A 255-nucleotide genomic window follows, 5' to 3' on the forward strand; every position below is an offset into this window, starting at 1 on the left:
TCAACCTCGCGGGTGAGGCGCGCAATCCGGCGAAGAGCGTGCCGTTCGCAGTCATCGGCTCGATCCTCTGCGCACTCGTGATCTACGTGCTGCTGCAGGTCGCCTATATCGGCGCGGTCAATCCGGCTGACGTCGCGAAGGGCTGGAACACGTTCAACTTCAAGTCGCCGTTCGCGGAACTCGCGATCGCGCTGAACCTGAACTGGCTCGCGATCCTGCTGTACGTCGACGCATTCGTGAGCCCGAGCGGCACCG

The 255-nt window shown here is 63.5% G+C and carries 1 protein-coding gene; it reads left to right on the forward strand.

What is annotated here, in order from left to right; translation table 11 throughout:
* The coding region (locus AB4Y44_RS42695) for an amino acid permease (RefSeq protein WP_368702845.1) at positions 1-255 on the forward strand (255 nt) is incomplete at both ends.

It is taken from the genome of Paraburkholderia sp. BR10937, from assembly GCF_040965695.1.
Classification (GTDB): domain Bacteria; phylum Pseudomonadota; class Gammaproteobacteria; order Burkholderiales; family Burkholderiaceae; genus Paraburkholderia.